Here is a 16,357-nt window from a genome sequence, read left to right as displayed (position 1 = left end):
GCGTAAAACAAGAACCTAAAGCGCGTCGCATGAGGCCGGTCGAACGCGGCGCGCTTTAGCCGATCAGCGCGGCAACCGGTGTTGAAACTACAAGGCTACGCCGCGGCGTTCTGACGGCGCGAGTTCGTCGAGAAGCGTGCGAATGACACCGGCCATGCTGGCATTCATGTCTCTGCGCCACAGTGCGAAGGCAACGTTGGCCTCGACGAAGCCTTCGGGCGAGCCGCAGTCGAACGTCCGCCCGCGGTAGTGGTAGCCGTAGAAGGACTGTTGCTTCTGCAGCTTCAGCATTGCATCGGTGAGCTGGATCTCGTTGCCGGCGCCTTTTTCCTGACCTTCGAGTATCTTGAATATCTCCGGCTGCAGGATATAGCGCCCGTTGATGTAGAGGTTCGACGGCGCCGTGCCGGTCTTCGGCTTTTCCACCATGCCGGTGATGCGGAAACCGTGATGCGCGTCCTCGCCGCGGCCGACAATGCCGTATTTGTGCGCCTCGGCCGGATCGCATTCCTGCACGGCGACGATGTTGTTGCCGGTCTCGGCGTAAAGCTCGACCATGTCCTTCATGCAGCTTTTTTCCGACTGCATGATCATGTCGGGCAACAGCAGCGCAAAGGGCTCGTCGCCGACGAGCTCGCGCGCGCACCAGACGGCGTGACCAAGGCCGAGCGGTACCTGCTGGCGGGTGAAGCTGGTCTGCCCCGGCGCCGGCTGCAGCCGCTGCAGGCGGGCGAGCTGGTCGTCCTTGCCGCGCTGCACAAGCGTGTCGTAGAGCTCGAACTGGACATCGAAGTGATCCTCGATGACCGCCTTGTTGCGGCCGGTCACAAAGATGAAATGCTCGATCCCGGCTTCGCGCGCCTCATCGACCACATACTGGATGACCGGCCTGTCGACGACCGTCAGCATTTCCTTGGGAATGGCCTTGGTGGCGGGGAGAAAGCGCGTGCCGAGACCGGCAACCGGGAACACTGCCTTGCGAACTCTCTTCATGTGCCAATTATCCATTTGCATGACTGTTCGGCAATCCCGATTCGAGACATTTTCATGCCGAAATCGAGGATTACTGAACGGCGGGTCAGAAATCTCAGCTGGTAAAGCATTGACGCATCTTTTCACCCCGGACGACACCTATGGTAAACCAAATGCTAACCGGGTTCGGCGATGAATAGTCTTCCTGAGATGAAGAAGGAGGAAAAGATGTCCGTTCGCAACGCCGCAAGGCGCTTCACCAGCGTCCTGACGGCCGCCAGCCTCTCGTTTGCCTTGCTCATGCCCAGCGGGCCGGCTTTTGCCGATGCCGGCTTCCGCCAATGGGTCGCCAGCTTCCGTGCTACCGCCGTGGCGAGCGGCGTTTCCGGCTCCGTCTACGACCAGGCATTCAAGGGCATCAACGATGCTGACCCGGTGGTGCTGGAAAAGGCCCGTACTCAACCCGAATTCACCGCACCCGCTTGGGATTATTTCGACAACCGCGTCCATGACCAGTCGGTCGCCGTCGGCCAGCAGATGGCAAGGAAATGGAAGCCTTGGCTGGACAGGATCGAGGCAAGATACGGCGTCGACCGCTACATCCTGCTGGCCATCTGGTCTATGGAATCGAACTACGGCGAAACCCTCAAGCGCGATGATATCATGCGCAATGTGGTGCGCTCGCTGGCGACGCTTGGTTATGCCGACCCGAAGCGAGCGAAATTTGCCCGCACCCAGCTGATCGCGGCGCTGAAGATCCTGCAGACCGGCGACATCGACGAAAGCCATCTCAGCGGCTCATGGGCCGGCGCGATGGGCCATACCCAGTTCATCCCCACCAGCTACCAGTCCTATGCGGTCGATATGGACGGCAACGGCAAGCGCGACATCTGGAATTCGATTCCCGACGCACTGGCGACAGCCGCCAATTTGCTGAGGAAGAACGGCTGGCAAGCAGGCAAGACCTGGGGTTATGAGGTCAGCCTTCCGGACGGCAAGAAGCTGCCCGGAGGCTCGAAGTCGCTGTCGCAATGGCAGGCGCTGGGGGTCAGCCGTGCCAACGGCAAGCCGTTCAAGAACGGTGCGGACAAGGCGACGTTGAAGCTGCCCGGCGGCCGCGGCGGGCCGGCTTTCCTGATGATCAAGAATTTCTCGGTCATCAAGCGTTACAACAATGCCGACAAATATGCGCTCGCCGTGGGCCTTCTTGCCGACGAAATTGCCGGCTATGGCGGGCTTGTGCAGGACTGGAAGCGACCGTTTACCAAGCTCTCCTTCGAGGAAAGGCAGGAGCTTCAGAAGCGACTTTCCGAGCACGGCTATTACGACGGCAAGTTCGACGGCAAGATCGGTGACGGATCGAAAACCGCCATCATGGCCTTCCAGGCAAAGGCCGGCTTGACCCAGGACGGGTATCCGAGCAAGGAAGTGCTCAAATGGCTCAGGCAGAACTAGAGCCGGTTGCGGGATGGAGAGGGTGATTGGTTTCGGCTGCGCGCATCCGGTTAATCGTTCGTCGCGTGCCGATCCTGGTTCTGGCGATCGCCGTTCTGGCAGTCGGCGCCGCCAGTGCCTTTCATACCTCGGCCATGGCGCAGGAGCCGGAAAGTCGTGGCTGGTCGCTGCGCGACCTGTTGTTTCCGCGCAGAAGCGAGCGGTTTGAGCAGCCGCCGCCCGAATTCCAGAGAGAATTCCAGAGAACAAAGCCCAGGCCCAAGCTGAGAAAGCCCCGGTCAGTTCGCCGGCCGCCGCCGGCCGAGCCGACAACCCCGGTGGCCGAGAAGGCGCCGGATGCACGCGTCGTTCTGGTGGTCGGCGATTTCATGGCGTCTGGGCTGGCTGAGGGGCTCGACGCCGCCTTTGCCGAGAACACCGGCGTCAGGATCGTCGTCCGTGCCAACGGATCGTCCGGCTTCGTGCGTGACGATGTCTACAACTGGCCAGACCAGGTCAAGTCGCTGATCGCTGCCGAAAAACCGGCAGCCGTCGTCGTCATGCTCGGATCCAACGACCGGCAGCAGATGCGCGTCGGCGATGTGCGCGAGCAGCCGCGATCCGAAAACTGGACCAAGGAATACGAGCGCCGGACCGAAGCGTTCGGCAAGGCCATCGCAGCAACCAAGGTGCCGTATCTGTGGGTTGGCATGCCGGCCTTCCGGGTCTCGAAAATGACCTCCGACATGCTGGCCTTCAACGACATCTTCCGCTCGTCCGCCGAAAGCCACGGCGGCGAATTCGTCGACGTCTGGGACGGGTTCGTCGACGAGAACGGCGCCTTCATCACCAGCGGACCGGACATCAACGGCCAATCGGTGCGCCTGCGCTCCGACGACGGCATCAACATGTCGAAGGCCGGCAAGCGCAAGCTCGCCTTCTATACCGAAAAGCCGCTGATGAAGATCCTTGGGCTGGCCGCGCCGGGAAGCGTGGTGACAGCGTCTGCCCCGGCCGGCGCTCCCGTCGAGGCGCCGTCACCTGCTGCCGCACCGATAGCTGTCGATCGCACCGTGCCGATGCTGCTCAGCGATCCGGCGCTGGACGGCGGCTCGGAACTTCTCGGCGCCGCCCCGCCGGCAAAAGCGGACAAGCATTTGCCGGGCGAAAGGCTTGTCATCGAGGGCAAGGCGCCCGACGCCTCACCGGGCCGTGCCGACGATTTCTCGTGGCCACCCAAGACACAGCCTGCGACGGCGGCCGCATCCGATACGACGACGGCGATCCGCCAGTAAACAGAACCTCTTCGGAACGGGCTCAGCGCGGCAGCACGCTCGATCCCATCAGCGCCTCGTCGATGGCGCGCGCCGCCTGGCGGCCCTCGCGGATCGCCCAGACGACCAGCGACTGGCCGCGCCGCACGTCGCCCGCCGCATAGAGCCTTTCGACGCTGGTCCTGTAGTCCCGGTCATTGGCCTCGACATTCTTCGAACGGCGGCTGTCGGTGACGATCTTCATCTGCCCGTCGAGTTCCGAGACCGGCCCGCGAGCGGCTGGCCCGGCAAAGCCGATGGCGATGAACGCGAGATCGGCGCGGATGACGAATTCGGTGCCGGCGATTGGCTTGCGCTTTTCGTCGACCTCGCAGCATTTGACCCCGGTCAGCTGGCCGTCCTCGCCGATGAATTCAAGCGTCGCCACCTGGAATTCGCGCTCGGCGCCTTCGGCCTGCGACGATGACGTGCGCATCTTGGTCGCCCAGTAGGGCCAGACCGACAGCTTGTCTTCCTTTTCCGGCGGCTGCGGCCGGATGTCGAGCTGGGTGACGCGCACCGCGCCCTGGCGGAAGGCGGTGCCGACGCAGTCTGAGGCAGTGTCGCCGCCGCCGACGACGACGACATGCTGGCCGCCGGCGACGATCGGGCGCGACGGCCATGCGACCGACTGGATCGGCTCGCCGCCGATACGCTTGTTCTGCTGCACCAGATAGGGCATGGCGTCGTGCACGCCGTCGAGATCGTCGCCCGGGATGTTGGCCGGGCGCGGCGTTTCGGAACCGCCGCAATAGAGCACGGCATCATATTCGGCGAGCAGTTCGGCGACCGGCTTGTCGACGCCGACATTGACGCCGCAATGGAAGCTGACACCTTCGCCCTGCATCTGCTCGATGCGCCGGTCGATATAATGCTTCTCGATCTTGAAATCGGGGATGCCGTAGCGCATCAGCCCGCCCGGCCGGCTCTCGCGCTCATAGACGTGAACGTCATGGCCTGCGCGGCCGAGTTGCTGGGCAGCCGCCATGCCTGCCGGCCCCGAGCCGATGATCGCGACGCGCTTGCCGGTCTTCCGTTCCGGCGGATAGGGCCGGATATGGCCGGTTTCATAGGCTTTGTCGGCAATCGCCTGCTCGATCGTCTTGATGGCGACCGGAATATCCTCGAGGTTCAGCGTGCAGGCTTCCTCGCAAGGTGCGGGGCAGATGCGGCCGGTAAATTCCGGAAAATTGTTGGTCGAATGCAGGTTGCGGATCGCGTTTTCCCAGTCGCCATTGTAGACGAGGTCGTTCCAGTCCGGGATCTGGTTGTGGATCGGGCAGCCGGTCGGTCCATGGCAATACGGAATGCCGCAATCCATGCACCGCGCGGCCTGTTTCTCGACCTCCTTGTCCGACATCGGCAGCGTGAACTCGCGGAAATGCCGGATGCGGTCGGAAGCCGGCTGGTACTTGTGCACCTGCCGGTCGATCTCGAGAAACCCTGTTACCTTGCCCATAGTCCAGTCCCTACTGTCCGGAAGGCACGCCTGGCGACGCACCCGTTAACCTCATAAGGCAGCTGTGGCAACCTTCAGTCCGAGGTCAGGATTGTTGATGAAGAGGGTTGCCGGGACGCACGGCCTCCCGGCAATTTCCAAATCTATTCCGCCGCCACGTTCATGCGCATCCGCTCCATCTCGATCAGCGCGCGGCGGTATTCGACCGGCATGATCTTCCGGAATTTCGGCCGGAAAGTCGCCCAGTCGTCGAGGATTTCGCGACCTCGTACCGAGCCGGTGTAGTGGACGTGGTTGGAGATCAGCTGGTAGAGCCGCTCCTCGTCATGGCTGGTCATATCGCCGGATACGTCGACACGGCCCTTATGGTCGAGATCGCCGCCATGGTGGAGCAGCTTTTCCATCAGGTCGTCCTCTTCCGGAACCGGCTCCAGCTCGACCATCGCCATGTTGCAGCGTTCGGCGAAATCACCCGCCTCGTCGAGCACATAGGCGACGCCCCCCGACATGCCGGCGGCGAAGTTGCGGCCGGTCTGGCCGATGACGACGACGATACCGCCGGTCATGTATTCGCAACCATGGTCGCCGACGCCTTCAACGACGGCGGCGACACCCGAATTGCGCACGGCAAAACGCTCGCCGGCAACGCCGCAGAAATAGGCCTCGCCCTCGGTTGCGCCGTAGAGCACGGTATTGCCGACAATAATGGACTCGGCAGCAACGATTTTCGTGTTCTCCGGCGGGCGGATGACAATGCGGCCACCCGACAGGCCCTTGCCGACATAGTCGTTGGCAGCGCCCACCAGTTCGAACGAGACACCGCGCGCCAGGAAGGCGCCAAAGGACTGGCCGGCCGTGCCGGTGAGCTTGACCGAGATCGTGTCCTCGCGCAGGCCCTTGTGCTTGAAGCGCTTTGCCACCTCGCCCGACAGCATGGCGCCGGTCGAACGGTCGACGTTGCGAATCGGCAGTTCGATACTGACCGGCTGCCTGGCTTCGAGCGCCGGCTTTGCGAGTTCGATCAGCTTGCGGTCGAGCACGTCGTCGATCGGATGCTTCTGCCGCTCGGTCCAGTGCACCGCCTCGTGCGGCGCATCGGGCTTGTAGAACATCTTGCTGAAGTCGAGCCCGCGTGCCTTCCAGTGCTGGATCAGCTCGCGCTTTTCCAGAAGGTCGGTGTCGCCGATGATCTGGTCGAGATGGGTGTAGCCCATCTCGGCAAGCAGCGCCCGCACCTCTTCCGCCACATAGAAGAAGAAGTTGATGACGTGCTCGGGCGTGCCCTTGAAGCGCTTGCGCAGCACCGGGTCCTGTGTCGCGACGCCGACGGGGCAGGTGTTGAGATGGCACTTGCGCATCATGATGCAGCCGGCCGCGATCAACGGCGCGGTCGAAAAGCCGAACTCGTCGGCGCCGAGCAGTGCGCCGATAATGACGTCACGCCCGGTGCGCAGGCCGCCATCGACCTGCAGCGCGACGCGCGACCTGAGGCCGTTGAGCACCAGCGTCTGGTGCGTCTCGGCAAGGCCCATCTCCCATGGGCTGCCGGCATGCTTGAGCGAGGTCAGCGGCGAGGCACCGGTGCCGCCGTCATAGCCTGATATGGTGATGTGGTCGGCACGCGCCTTGGCGACGCCGGCCGCAACCGTGCCGACGCCGACTTCCGAGACCAACTTGACCGATACGTCGGCCGCCGGATTGACGTTCTTCAGGTCGTAGATGAGCTGCGCCAGATCCTCGATCGAATAGATGTCATGATGCGGCGGCGGCGAGATCAGGCCGACGCCCGGCGTCGAATGCCTGACCTTGGCGATGGTCGCATCGACCTTGTGGCCCGGCAGCTGGCCGCCCTCGCCGGGCTTCGCCCCTTGCGCGACCTTGATCTGCATCATGTCGGAATTGACCAGATACTCCGCCGTGACGCCAAAGCGTCCCGAAGCGACCTGCTTGATTGCCGAGCGTTCGGGGTTCTTGCCGCCGCCCGGCAGTGGCAGATAGCGGTCGGCCTCTTCGCCGCCCTCGCCGGTGTTCGACTTGCCGCCGATGGCGTTCATGGCGCGCGCCAGTGTCGTGTGCGCTTCCCTGGAGATCGAGCCGAAGGACATCGCCCCGGTCGAGAAGCGCTTGACGATATCGGCCGCCGGCATCACCTCGTCGAGCTTGACCTTCTTACGCCCGGTCTCTTGCGCAAGCTTGATCTTGAACAGGCCGCGAATGGTCTGCGCCTGCGCCGTCTCGCTGTCGATCTGGGCGGAATAGTCCTTGAACGTCTCCCACGAGCCTTGGCGCACGGCGTGCTGCAAGGTCGCCACTGCGTCGGGCGACCAGATATGGGCCTCGCCGCGCATGCGGAACATGTATTCGCCGCCGACCTCGAGGCTGTTGCGCAGCACCGGGTCGTTGCCGAAGCCGTCGGTGTGGCGGCTGACCGTTTCGGCGGCGATCTCGTCCAGCCCGACGCCTTCGATCAGCGTCGCCGTGCCGGTGAAGTACTTCTGCACGAAGTCCGACTTGAGCCCGATGGCGTCGAATATCTGCGCGCCGCAATAGGACTGGTAAGTGGAGATGCCCATCTTGGACATCACCTTCAGGATGCCCTTGCCGATCGACTTGATGTAACGGGAGACGACTTCGTAGGCATCGACCTCCGCCGGCAATTCGCCACGCTTGTGCATGTCGAGCAGCGTGTCGAAAGCGAGATAGGGATTGATCGCCTCGGCGCCGTAGCCGGCGAGACAGCAGAAATGATGCACCTCGCGCGGCTCGCCGGATTCCACGACGAGCCCAACCGACGTGCGCAATCCCTTGCGGATCAAATGATGGTGCACGGCCGCAGTCGCCAGCAGTGCCGGAATGGCGATGCGGTCCGGGCCGAGCTGACGGTCCGACAGGATGATGATATTGTAGCCGCCGGCGACCGCCGCCTCGGCGCGCTCGCATAGCCGGTCGATGGCGCCCTGCATGCCGGCCGCGCCTTCATTCGAACCGTAAGTGATGTCGATCGTCTTGGTGTCGAAACGGTCTTCGGTGTGGCCGACGGAGCGCAGCTTCTCCAGATCGCCATTGGTCAGGATCGGTTGGCGCACTTCGAGCCGCTTGCGGCGCGAATTGCCGACAAGATCGAAGATGTTGGGCCGCGGCCCGATGAAGGACACCAGGCTCATCACCAGCTCCTCGCGGATCGGGTCGATCGGCGGATTGGTGACCTGTGCGAAATTCTGCTTGAAATAGGTGTAGAGCAGCTTTGATCTGTCCGACATTGCCGAAATCGGCGTGTCGGTACCCATCGAGCCGACCGCTTCCTGGCCGGTGGTCGCCATCGGCGACATCAACAGCTTGGTGTCCTCCTGGGTGTAGCCAAACGCCTGCTGGCGGTCGAGCAGTGAGACATCCCTGCGCAGGGCGCGCGGCTCGACCGGGTTCAGATCCTCGAGGATGAGCTGTGTGTTGGCGAGCCAGCTCTTGTAGGGGTGCCTGGTCGCGATCTCCGACTTGATCTCCTCGTCGGAAACGATGCGGCCCTTGTCCAGGTCGATCAGCAGCATGCGGCCGGGCTGCAGCCGCCACTTCTTGACGATCCTTTCCTCCGGCACCGGCAGCACGCCGGCTTCCGAGGCCATGATGACGCGGTCGTCGTCGGTGACGATGTAGCGCGCCGGCCGCAGCCCGTTGCGGTCGAGCGTGGCACCGATCTGGCGGCCGTCGGTGAAGGCAACCGCCGCTGGCCCGTCCCACGGCTCCATCAGGGCTGCGTGATACTCGTAGAAGGCCTTGCGGTCCTGACCCATCAGCTTGTTGCCGGCCCAGGCTTCCGGGATCAGCATCATCATGGCGTGGGCGAGCGAATAGCCGCCCTGCGTCAGGAATTCGAGTGCATTGTCGAAGCAGGCGGTGTCGGACTGCCCTTCATAGGAGATCGGCCACAGCTTCGAGATGTCGTTGCCGAACAGTTCGGAATCGACCGAGGCCTGCCGCGCCGCCATCCAGTTGACGTTGCCGCGCAGCGTATTGATCTCGCCATTGTGGGCGACCATGCGGTAGGGATGCGCCAGCTTCCACGACGGGAACGTGTTGGTCGAGAAGCGCTGGTGGACCAGGATCAGCGCCGTCTCGAAACGCGGGTCGGTGAGGTCCTTGTAGTAGGCGCCGACCTGATAGGCCAGGAACATGCCCTTGTAGACGATGGTCCGCGACGACATCGAGACGACATAGAAGCCGTTGTCGACGCCTTTGGTCTCTTCGTGGATACGGCCGGAAATGACCTTGCGCAGGATGTAGAGCCGCCGCTCGTAATCGTCGTCGTTCTCGATCTCGGCGCCGCGGCCCAGGAATACCTGTCGGTGCACCGGCTCGGAAGCGGCGATGTCGGGCGCCTTGGACAGCGACGAATTATCGACCGGCACGTCGCGAAAGCCGAGCAGCGGCTGGCCCTCGAGTTGCGCCACCTCGGCGATGATGCCTTCGATATGCGCCTGCAGCTCCGGGTCGCGCGGCATGAACACATGGCCGACGGCATAGTGGCCGGGCTTCGGCAGTTCGACCCCTTGCTTGGCCATCTCCTCGCGGAAGAAGCGGTCCGGCAGCTGCACCAGCACGCCGGCGCCGTCGCCCATCAGCGGATCCGCGCCGACGGCGCCGCGATGCGTCAGGTTTTCGAGCACGGCAAGGCCGTCCTCGACGATTTGATGCGACTTGCCGCCCTTCATGTTGACGATGAAGCCAACGCCGCAGGCATCATGCTCGTTGCGCGGATCATAGAGGCCGTGCGCGGCATAGCCGGTGCTGGTTCGCCCAATATTGGTCAGGGACGGATTTTTGACGGCTGCCGCTTTCGTCTGCGCGGCCTTCGTCGCAGATGGCGTCATGTCCGTCATCGTCCTGTCCTCCGTTCCGTCCCCTTCGGGCGCTGGTTTCCGTCGGGAAGCGCGTGGCTCCCCTTTCAATCTTGCGGCACGTCTTGCGAAGTTCTTGCCGACCGTGCGGCTTTCCGCATGGTTCGCATATGGTATTCGTACAGGCCGGAGCCAGGCTGTCTAGCTGTCGCTCGCGGCAATGCCGCAGAGGCGCAATCATATGCCAATGCGGCCAGTTTTGTGCGACAAAATAAGACAGCACTACTGTCCTAAATTTTTATGACAGAAATTTTGGATGCACACAAGACCGATTCACAAAATTCTTGAGGCTTTCGCGACAGAAAATTGCGCGGAACGCCGTGTCAGCGTAGCCTTCAGTCGCCGCATCTACGCTCATGCGTTTCGCTGGCTTTAGCGGATTTTCGGCATCTGCCACTTGCGGCCGACATGCGAAAGCGGCCAAGCTCGCATCGATTTCCCCAGCATAGGCAGACGCATGATTTTCGCTTCCGACAATTGGGCAGGCGCCCATCCCCGTATCGCTGCCGGCCTGTCGGGCCATGCCGACGGCTTCTCCACCGCCTATGGCGACGGTGCCCTCGACAAGGCCGTTTACCAGCGCTTCAATGAAATCTTCGAATGCGAGGTCGCGGTGTTTTTCGTCGCCACCGGCACCGCTGCCAATTCGCTGTCGCTGACTACCTATAACAAGCCAGGCGGCATTTCCTTCTGCCATCGCGAATCGCACGTCATCGAGGACGAATGCGGTGCACCGGAATATTTCACCGGCGGTTCGCGGCTTTATACAGTCGAAGGCGCACTCGGCAGGATCGATGCCGGCAATCTGGAACGGGCGGTGGACCGTTTCGCACCCGAAAACGTCCATTCCGGGCGGCCGGTTGCCGTTTCGATCACCCAGTCGACCGAAGTCGGCACCGTCTACACGCTGAACGAAATCGCCAGGATTTCGGCGATCGCAAAGCAGCATGGACTGCCGCTGCACATGGATGGGGCCCGCTTTGCCAATGCGCTCGTCGCGCTGGAAACGACGCCGGCCGAAATGACCTGGAAGCACGGTGTCGACATCCTCTCCTTTGGCGGCACCAAGAATGGCTGTTGGTGCGCCGAGGCGATCGTGCTGTTCGACCTCGAGCGAGCCAAGGAATTGGCCTTTTTGCGCAAGCGCGCGGCCCAGCTGTTCTCGAAATCGCGCTTCATCGCCGCGCAATTCGATGCTTATTTCAGGGGTGGGCTATGGCTCGACACAGCACGGCACGCCAATGCGATGGCGGCACGGCTTGCCGCGGCGATAGAAGATTCCCCTTCGGCCCGGCTGGCCTGGCTGCCGCAGGCGAACGAGGTCTTCGCAGTCATGAAAAAGGCCGAGGCCGAAAGAATGCAAGCGGCAGGGGCGGCCTTCCACGACTGGCACAGGCCGCTCGGCTACGACAGCTACATTGGCGAAGACGAAGCGCTCTATCGCTTTGTCACCAGCTTCGCGACCACGCCCGACGAGGTCGACCGTTTCGGCTACCTGCTCGCCGGATAGCAAGCCTTGCCCACCAGCAAAAAGAGCGGCGCATTGCTGCACCGCCCTTTCTTCCCGGGGAGTTGGCGTCCCGGAGTTTAGCTGCCTGGCTTAGGCGGCAGTCTTGGCCTCGATCTGCTTGGCCTTGGCCGGAGCCGAGGTGATCGCGATCTTGCGCGGCTTCAGCTCTTCGGGGATGTTGCGCTTGAGGTCGACGAAGAGCAGGCCGTTCTTCAGCGCGGCGCCGACAACCTCGACGTGATCGGCAAGCTGGAAGCGGCGCTCGAAGGCTCGGCTGGCGATACCGCGATAGAGCAGTTCGGAGCCTTCGCCATTGCCTTCCTCCTTGCGCTCACCCTTGACGGTCAGCACATTGCGGTGAGCTTCGATCGAAATCTCATCTTCCGAGAAGCCGGCCACAGCCATCGAGATGCGATAGGCATCCTCGCCCGTGCGCTCGATGTTGTAAGGCGGGTACGTCTGGCCTTCCGGCTGCGCAAGCGAATCGAGCATGGTGAACAGCCGGTCAAAACCGACGGTCGAACGGTAGAGCGGGGAAAAATCAACGTGACGCATGGTGTGTTCTCCTGTTGAGCAACAAGGTTGCGTATGGCCGGTGCGAAACCCGTGACGGCGTTCCGGATGGACCAGTGGCCCCGACATTGGCGACCGCATGACAAATTTGGGAAGCCGGCGACGGCATTTCAAGATTTTCCCGCGTCCGAACGGAACCGGTCCCGGCCCACGTCCCGATGCCGATGAACGGCAGATGAACCGTGGCTTCGGCGAGCGTTCAGCCAGGCGGCACTAAAACTGTTCTCGAGATCACGAACAGGTCGCCGGAAAAGGCGACACGACGAGGCCGAACCGGGTGTAACGTCCCTTCCTCCCGGTCGACAGAGGCCGGAAGCACGCCAAGGCTGCTTCCGGCCTTACTTGTTCGCTGCCTGGGTCGACCTCCCCGGCGTCCCGAATTCCTTTTGCTTTTGGCGCATGGGCGTTTATGCCTGACTTGCGCCCACGCCGGCACCGACACCAACCAAACACCGTATGACCGATCTTCTCCACCAGCCCCCTCTCTTCCACGAAACTCCGGGCAATCCGCTGCCGGAAAACACGGCCGGCGGCTTCTTCACCACGCGCGACGGCAAGAAGATCCGCTATGGGCTGTTTGCCGCGGTTGCCCGCCCGATGAAGGGCACCGTCGTTGTCCTGACCGGCCGCAACGAGTGCATCGAGAAGTATTTCGAGACCATTCGCAACCTTACCGACCGGGGCTTTGGCGTGGCAACCCTCGACTGGCGCGGCCAGGGCGCTTCCGACCGGCTGATCGGCGACCGACAGCGCGGCTTCGTCCGGAGCTTCTTCGACTACACCGGCGATCTGGAGCAGTTCTTCGAGGAGATCGTGCTGCCCGATTGCCGAGGACCCTACTACATACTGGCCCACTCGGCCGGCGCGGTGATTGCGCTGCTCGCCGCGCCCTCGATGGCGAACCGCGTGCGCCGCATGGTGCTGATCGCACCGTTCTTCACCGTGCCGGACCTGCCGGTTTCGGTAAAAACCGTCCGCCGCATCTGTTCGCTGTTCTGCCTTCTCGGCCTTGGCCGACTCTATGCCGCATGGGGGCCGCGGCCCAAGGAATCGGTGCCCTTCGCCATAAACAAGCTGACCAGCGACCCGGAACGCTATCGGCTGAATACGCTGATCTACGAAACCTATCCGCAGCTGGCGCTCGGCGGACCGACGATCCGCTGGCTGAAGGCGGCGACGGAGGCGTCCTTGATCGTCAGCGACCCGGATTTCATGGCCAAGATCCACGTGCCCTTGCTGATGATCGCCGCCGGCGCCGACCAGGTCGTCTCGACCAGGGCAGTCGAGGCCTATGCGAGACGTCTGCGCGTCGGCTCGCTAGTGATGATCGACGGCGCCCGCCATGAGATCCTGCAGGAAGCCGATCTCTATCGCGAGCAGTTGCTAGCCGCATTCGATGCCTTCATCCCCGGAACCGGTGACGTCTGAGCCACATACCTTGTCCGGCTTCAGCTCGTGCGGGCGAAATCCATGATCCAGTTGGTCTCCCATGCCTTGCCGCCGTCCGGCGAAAAGGCCTGCTCCCAGCGCGCCGACCCGTCCGTGATCCGCGACCACAGGAAGCGGACCTGGATCGGCTGGCCGTCGAAGACGTCTTCGCACAGGAACGTGCCGACGCCCGCCACGAAAGTGCCGCGCATCGGAACATCGATGGTCGACGGATTGCGGCCGTCGATCCACCAGATCGACCATTGCCTCGCCGCAGGGTCGAAGGTCCGCAAGGTGGCGGCGCGATAGGGCCCGCCGGGCAATTCAATCCAATTGTCGTCGACATTGCCGAGGCCGCCAAGGATCGGCCGCACCTCGCACGTGCCGCCAAACACATCCCAGTTGCCGTCGCCCTGCAGCCGCTTCTGCAATCTTCGATGGCCGACGGTCCAGCGCCCGAAAAAGAAATCGAAATCGCTCCGCCCGTCCGCCGGAGCATCGGAATGGCTGGCTGCTGGCTGCGTCGGCATCTATGGTCCTCCCCGGCTGACAGCGTTCCATAGCGCATGCCAACTGACATCATCCTGTCAGGAGGTATGGCAACGATCTTGCCTGGGCAGCAATGGCCAATCTCAGCCGCGCAGCGCCGCCATTGCTGCCGCGTGCAGCTCCGGTGTCGCCGCTGCCAGAATGTCGCCGCCCTTTTCCGCCGGTCCGCCTTCGAAAGTGGTGATGACGCCGCCCGCCTTCTCGATGATCGGGATCAGCGCGACGATGTCGTAGGGCTTCAATCCGGGATCGGCGACGATATCGACGCTGCCCGCCGCCACCATGGCGAAGGCATAGCAGTCGGTGCCGTAGCGGGCGAGTTGGACCTGTTGCTCGAACAGGTCGTAGCGCAGGCGCGCGTCTCCCTTGAACAGCGCCGGCGTGGTGGTGAACAGCGTCGCCTCGGCGAGATTCGTCGTCTTGCGCGTCGCGAGTTTTCGCGGGCCACCGGGACCTTCATAATGCGAGCCCGAGGCATTGGCGTAGAACAGCTCGCCGGTGAAGGGCTGCGACATCATGCCGGCGACGGCATCGCCGTCGACCGTCAGCCCGACCAGCGTGCCCCATACCGGCAGGCCGGAAATAAAGGCGCGCGTGCCATCGATCGGATCGATCACCCAGACATGCCGGCTGGAGATGTTTTCGCCGCCATGTTCCTCGCCGAGAATGCCGTGATCGGGGTACTGCGCTGATATCAGCGCCCGGATGGCGCGCTCGGCCTCGCGGTCGGCCTCGGTGACCGGGTCGAAGCTGCCGCGCTCCTTGTTGGTGACCGCGCCCTGGTTGCGGAAGCGCGGCAAGGTCTCGGCTGCGGCGGCACGCGCAATGCGCCGCATGAACTCGATGCTGATGTCCAACTGATTCTCCCGCTCCAGCATGTTTGGAGATGCCCGTTTGCCTACGGATTTATGCCGAAACAAAGGCGTTCGGAGCCTTTCGCATGGTGCCAACTGTTGCTCGAATGCAACGCCGCCGTCATGGAAATGCAATTTCCACTTCACAGTGAATTAAAAAAGCCGGAACGTGCCTTGACATTTGTGCAGCGCACAATACGTTTGTTCTCGGACAGGGGTTCCTGTCCATGCCCTCCTTGGGCGTTTCCTCCCTAGACTTCGACCGTGTCGTGCAAACGATGCGGTCTTTTTTTACGCTGCCGCATGAGCGGCGAGTACCGCGATTCCGCGGCTATTCGGCGGCCAGCGGCAGATCCATGAAATTGTGATCGGGCATCGCCATCAGTTCGGCCGAAAACCGCGCCAGATCGTCGGCCAGGGCGTCGAAACCAGCCGATCTCTGGAACGTCCGCTCATTCATGTAGAGCCCGCGATTGACCTCGATCTGCAGCGCATGCAGATGGCGCACGGGGCGGCCATAGTGCTCGGTAATGAAGCCTCCGGCATAGGGCTTGTTGTGGGCGACGCTGTAGCCCATGCCGGTGAGCAGGCCGATCGCCGTCTCGGTCAACGCCGCCGCGGCGGAAATGCCAAAGCGGTCGCCGACGATGAAGTCCGGCCGCAATCCGCTGTCGCCGACCCTTATGCTTGCCGGCATCGAGTGGCAGTCAATCAGCACGGCGTAGCCGAAGCGCGCATGGGTTCTGGTCAAAAGCCGTTTCAGCGTCTCGTGATAGGGCTTGTAGACCGCTTCGATGCGCGCCACGGCTTCCGCCAGCGGCAAGCGGCCGGAATAGATGTCGAGCCCCTCGCCGACCAGCTTGGGCACGGTGCCGAGCCCGCCGGCCACCCGCGCCGAGCGGATGTTGCAGAATGACGGCACCGGTTCGGCGAACATGCGCGGGTCGAGTTCCCACGGCTCCCGGTTGACGTCGAGATAGGCGCGCGGGAAGTTTGCCGCCAGCATCGGCGCCCCGAGCGCGACGGCGCCGCCGAACAATTCCTCGACATAGCAGTCCTCTGAGCGGCGGATGGCGTTGCGGTCCAGCTTGGCCATAGCCATGAACCGGTCCGGATAGTAGCGGCCGCTATGCGGCGAGTTGAAGAGGAAGGGAACGCGCTGTTCGGCGCCCGATCGGATTTCGAAGGGAGGAACGACCGAAAAATCCTCGGCTGCCGTTTTCAATTTGAACGAACCCGGGAATACCAATGCATCATGATAGGAAAGTGCCACCTCGCCGCCCGCATGTCCAGCCGCCGAAGCGCAAGCCAAAACAGGATTGTGCGCCCAACGTTCACTTGATGTTTACCGTCGCCTCCTCATATACAGCATG

Annotated in this window: 11 protein-coding genes; 4 read left to right on the top strand and 7 right to left on the bottom strand. The window is 62.9% G+C overall.

Annotated elements, in window-relative coordinates:
* Positions 1-87: 87 nt before the first annotated feature.
* Entirely contained in the window at positions 88-993 is a 906-nt protein-coding gene (gene galU / locus NKI54_RS01620) for a UTP--glucose-1-phosphate uridylyltransferase GalU (RefSeq protein WP_352690490.1), read from the bottom strand.
* Positions 994-1,200: 207 nt separating this feature from the next.
* Here galU and NKI54_RS01615 point away from each other — a divergent pair, with 207 nt between their 5' ends.
* Both NKI54_RS01615 and NKI54_RS01610 read left to right on the top strand, forming a co-directional pair.
* A complete protein-coding gene (locus NKI54_RS01615) occupies positions 1,201-2,427 on the top strand; it encodes a lytic murein transglycosylase (RefSeq protein ID WP_352588121.1) in 1,227 nt (408 codons plus the stop codon).
* Positions 2,428-2,453: 26 nt separating this feature from the next.
* Entirely contained in the window at positions 2,454-3,701 is a 1,248-nt protein-coding gene (locus NKI54_RS01610; protein WP_352633669.1) for an SGNH/GDSL hydrolase family protein, read from the top strand.
* A 22-nt stretch (positions 3,702-3,723) separates the two neighbouring features.
* Here the strand turns inward: NKI54_RS01610 and NKI54_RS01605 are convergent, their stop codons facing one another.
* The gene (locus NKI54_RS01605; RefSeq protein WP_352448228.1) at positions 3,724-5,178 is read right to left on the bottom strand and encodes a glutamate synthase subunit beta; all 1,455 of its coding nucleotides are present in this window, start codon (positions 5,176-5,178) and stop codon (positions 3,724-3,726) included.
* A gap of 143 nt (positions 5,179-5,321) precedes the next feature.
* The gene (gene gltB, locus NKI54_RS01600) at positions 5,322-10,052 is read right to left on the bottom strand and encodes a glutamate synthase large subunit (RefSeq protein WP_352576129.1); all 4,731 of its coding nucleotides are present in this window, start codon (positions 10,050-10,052) and stop codon (positions 5,322-5,324) included.
* Positions 10,053-10,527: 475 nt separating this feature from the next.
* Here gltB and NKI54_RS01595 point away from each other — a divergent pair, with 475 nt between their 5' ends.
* Positions 10,528-11,580, top strand: a complete 1,053-nt coding sequence (locus NKI54_RS01595) for a threonine aldolase family protein (protein WP_352576130.1) — start codon at positions 10,528-10,530, stop codon at positions 11,578-11,580.
* A 90-nt stretch (positions 11,581-11,670) separates the two neighbouring features.
* Here the strand turns inward: NKI54_RS01595 and NKI54_RS01590 are convergent, their stop codons facing one another.
* On the bottom strand, positions 11,671-12,135 hold the full coding sequence (locus NKI54_RS01590; RefSeq protein WP_023675381.1) for an Hsp20 family protein: 465 nt from the start codon (positions 12,133-12,135) through the stop codon (positions 11,671-11,673).
* Between the two features lie 474 nt (positions 12,136-12,609).
* Between NKI54_RS01590 and NKI54_RS01585 the strand changes: the two genes are divergently transcribed.
* Positions 12,610-13,581 carry an alpha/beta fold hydrolase gene (locus NKI54_RS01585; protein WP_352690486.1) on the top strand — a complete coding sequence of 324 codons (972 nt, stop codon included), beginning with the start codon at positions 12,610-12,612 and terminating at the stop codon, positions 13,579-13,581.
* A gap of 20 nt (positions 13,582-13,601) precedes the next feature.
* Here the strand turns inward: NKI54_RS01585 and NKI54_RS01580 are convergent, their stop codons facing one another.
* The 3 genes from NKI54_RS01580 to NKI54_RS01570 all read right to left on the bottom strand — a co-directional run bounded on the left by NKI54_RS01580 (position 13,602) and on the right by NKI54_RS01570 (position 16,257).
* Positions 13,602-14,111, bottom strand: coding sequence for a DUF1579 domain-containing protein (locus NKI54_RS01580; protein WP_352588141.1), 510 nt, complete (start codon positions 14,109-14,111; stop codon positions 13,602-13,604).
* 102 nt (positions 14,112-14,213) lie between these two features.
* Positions 14,214-14,987 (bottom strand): histidinol-phosphatase, encoded by a 774-nt coding sequence (hisN, locus tag NKI54_RS01575; protein ID WP_352568152.1) that lies wholly within the window; start codon positions 14,985-14,987, stop codon positions 14,214-14,216.
* Between the two features lie 328 nt (positions 14,988-15,315).
* Positions 15,316-16,257: an N-formylglutamate amidohydrolase gene (locus tag NKI54_RS01570; protein WP_352488728.1), complete on the bottom strand. Its 942-nt coding sequence runs from the start codon at positions 16,255-16,257 to the stop codon at positions 15,316-15,318.
* Positions 16,258-16,357 lie beyond the last annotated feature (100 nt).

Source organism: Mesorhizobium sp. M0663, assembly GCF_040320585.1.
In the GTDB taxonomy this organism is placed as follows: domain Bacteria; phylum Pseudomonadota; class Alphaproteobacteria; order Rhizobiales; family Rhizobiaceae; genus Mesorhizobium.
The sequence above is the reverse complement of the archived record's forward strand: the minus strand, read 5'-3'. Positions and strand labels throughout refer to the sequence as shown.

What these genes read in the sequence shown, in the direction of transcription:
- NKI54_RS01595 (WP_352576130.1), top strand. Translation starts at nt 10,528, where the DNA reads ATGATTTTCGCTTCCGACAATTGGGCAGGCGCCCATCCCCGTATCGCT.
- NKI54_RS01615 (WP_352588121.1), top strand. Translation starts at nt 1,201, where the DNA reads ATGTCCGTTCGCAACGCCGCAAGGCGCTTCACCAGCGTCCTGACGGCC.
- NKI54_RS01590 (WP_023675381.1), bottom strand. Translation starts at nt 12,135, where the DNA reads ATGCGTCACGTTGATTTTTCCCCGCTCTACCGTTCGACCGTCGGTTTT.
- NKI54_RS01585 (WP_352690486.1), top strand. Translation starts at nt 12,610, where the DNA reads ATGACCGATCTTCTCCACCAGCCCCCTCTCTTCCACGAAACTCCGGGC.
- galU (WP_352690490.1), bottom strand. Translation starts at nt 993, where the DNA reads ATGAAGAGAGTTCGCAAGGCAGTGTTCCCGGTTGCCGGTCTCGGCACG.
- gltB (WP_352576129.1), bottom strand. Translation starts at nt 10,052, where the DNA reads ATGACGGACATGACGCCATCTGCGACGAAGGCCGCGCAGACGAAAGCG.
- NKI54_RS01580 (WP_352588141.1), bottom strand. Translation starts at nt 14,111, where the DNA reads ATGCCGACGCAGCCAGCAGCCAGCCATTCCGATGCTCCGGCGGACGGG.
- NKI54_RS01605 (WP_352448228.1), bottom strand. Translation starts at nt 5,178, where the DNA reads ATGGGCAAGGTAACAGGGTTTCTCGAGATCGACCGGCAGGTGCACAAG.